The sequence below is a fragment of the Haladaptatus sp. genome (assembly GCF_049589095.1).
Taxonomy (GTDB): domain Archaea; phylum Halobacteriota; class Halobacteria; order Halobacteriales; family Haladaptataceae; genus Haladaptatus.
Genome location: NZ_JBAWAC010000403.1, coordinates 1 through 2,145, shown reverse-complemented (window position 1 = coordinate 2,145; position 2,145 = coordinate 1). Strand labels below are relative to the sequence as shown.

Sequence of the window (2,145 nt, the reverse complement as noted above, 5' to 3'; positions counted from 1 at the left end):
GCCCTGCTCATCGCCCGGGACGCGATGGACGCCGAATCCGTCGGCTGCCACCACGTGGAGGAAATCCATGCTGACTGATAGCGACGTCGAGCGGTGGCTCCGCGAGGACGTAGGCCACCACGACGTGACCAACCACGTTCCCGGGAATACCGTCGGGCGACTCGTCGCGCGGGAATCCGGCGTCGTCGCCGGACTGGACGCCGCGCTGGCCGTGTTCGACTACCTCGACTGCGAGACGAACCCGCTGGTCGAGAACGGCGCGAACGTGGACGTGGGCGAGACCGTCTTCGAGGTCCACGGCTCGGCGACCGACGTGCTCCGCGGGGAGCGAATCGCGGTCAACCTCGTCGGCCACACCTCCGGAATCGCCACGAAGACGGCCGAAGCGGTGTCCGCCGCGAGACTCGTCAGCGACGACGTGGCGATTGCAGGAACACGAAAAACCACGCCCGGCCTCCGCGGCATCGAAAAGCGGGCGGTCGCCGCCGGTGGCGGCGACACGCACCGCCTCACGCTGTCGGGCATGGTCATGGTCAAGGACAACCACATCGAGGAGATGGGGATGGTCGGAGCGATCGAGCACTTCCGGGAATTGGCGTCGTTCGCCACGAAAATCGAGGTGGAGGTCGAACGACCGGAGGACGGTCGTCGCGCGGCGGAAGCGGGCGCGGACATCGTCATGTTCGATAACCTTCCACCTGCCGAAGTCGAGAAGGGCGTCGAACTCCTGCCCGACGGCGTCCTCTCCGAAGCCAGCGGCGGTATCGACCTCGAAACCGTCCCCGACTACGCCGGAACCGGCGTGGACGTGATTTCCATCGGCGTGCTGACCCACAGCGCGCCGTCGCTGGACTTCTCGTTCCGAACCGGGTAAAATCGGGCGACGGGGACCGGGACGAATTTTACCGCTCGGTGACAACTACTCCTATGGAAAACGATCTTCCGGACGAGCGCCGCCTCGATTCGTTCGAGGCGGCGGGCGTTCGGGCCGGTGAACTTGCGGGCGAGTACCTTGTATCCGAGTTCGAGACCGAATCGCTCGCCGCGGAATACGGCCCGGACGACGTGAAGGCGCTCGCCGACAGGGAAGCGGAGACGCGGATTTTGGACGTGCTGACCGACGAGTTCCCGGATCACGCGATTTACGCCGAGGAGTCCGGACGGCGCTCGGGTTCGGGCGCGTACCGCTGGGTCGTGGACCCACTCGACGGGACGAACAACTTCTGTTCGGGGATTCCGTACTTCGGGACCGCACTCGCGCTCCTCCGTGGGGACGTACCCGTGTTGTCGGTGGTGTGCGACCCGCTCCACGATCACACGTACGTCGCTCGACGGGACGGCGGTGCCACCCTGAACGGGGAGCGGATTCGGGCCGAAAGTGCCGTTGCGAGCGACAACGCGACGGTGTCGTTCGTCCTCGGGTTGGACGCGCTTCGGGACGACGAACTGCGGGGGAAAGCCGACCGACTGGAGGCCGAGGTCGGAACTCGTTGTAAACGGGTGTGGCGCAGTTGGGCACCCGCACTGGATTGGGGACTGCTCGCGCGCGGCAAACTGGAAGCCGTCGTCTGTTTCCATCCCGACGCGGTGGAACAGCACGCGGGGTGGTTGCTCGCGGGCGAAAGCGGTGCGAGGCTGCTACGCGAGGATGGCCTGTACCTCGCGGCGGCCAACGACGACGCGTTCGAGGCGTTGGAATCCCTCTTCTGATTCGATTCCCGGTCGGCAGCGGCGTCGTTGCGGCCGCTATCGTCCCCGCTCGGACGCTCGCTCCGTGGAATCCTCTTCGCCGGGTCGCTCGCGCTTCGATTGCGAAAACACCGACCGAAACCGGGGGTTCGACCGCAGTGATCGATATCGACCGCGGTGGATTCGGAGGCGACACTCGGGGGGTGACACTCGAAGGGAGACACTGTTATGATTTAGCGTGACAAATGATAACACATGAAATCGTACGCCAACCGCTCGCCGTTCGACCGGCTCCGGCAGCATTACGAAAGGAAGGAACGAGCGTGCGTCGAATGTGGTTACGTGGACCTCGATGCCCGATGGAGCGTGACCAAGCGCGGCCACGAAATCCATTACCAACACGTCTGCCCACGCTGTGATAGCATCGAGACACACGTGCTCCGATACGACTAGTTT

General features: G+C 64.8%; 3 protein-coding genes. All 3 read left to right on the top strand.

Going from position 1 to position 2,145, the window contains the following annotated elements:
* The first annotated feature begins 67 nt into the window (after window positions 1–67).
* The 3 genes from nadC (at window position 68) to WBV42_RS12665 (ending at window position 2,142) form a co-directional block, all read left to right on the top strand.
* Window positions 68–874 (top strand): carboxylating nicotinate-nucleotide diphosphorylase, encoded by an 807-nt coding sequence (gene nadC / locus WBV42_RS12675; protein ID WP_423986353.1) that lies wholly within the window; start codon window positions 68–70, stop codon window positions 872–874.
* A 53-nt stretch (window positions 875–927) separates the two neighbouring features.
* Complete coding sequence (locus WBV42_RS12670; RefSeq protein ID WP_423986352.1) at window positions 928–1,710, top strand: inositol monophosphatase family protein; 783 nt, start codon at window positions 928–930, stop codon at window positions 1,708–1,710.
* Window positions 1,711–1,944: 234 nt separating this feature from the next.
* Window positions 1,945–2,142, top strand: a complete 198-nt coding sequence (locus WBV42_RS12665) for an HVO_0649 family zinc finger protein (protein ID WP_423986351.1) — start codon at window positions 1,945–1,947, stop codon at window positions 2,140–2,142.
* Window positions 2,143–2,145: the final 3 nt, after the last annotated feature.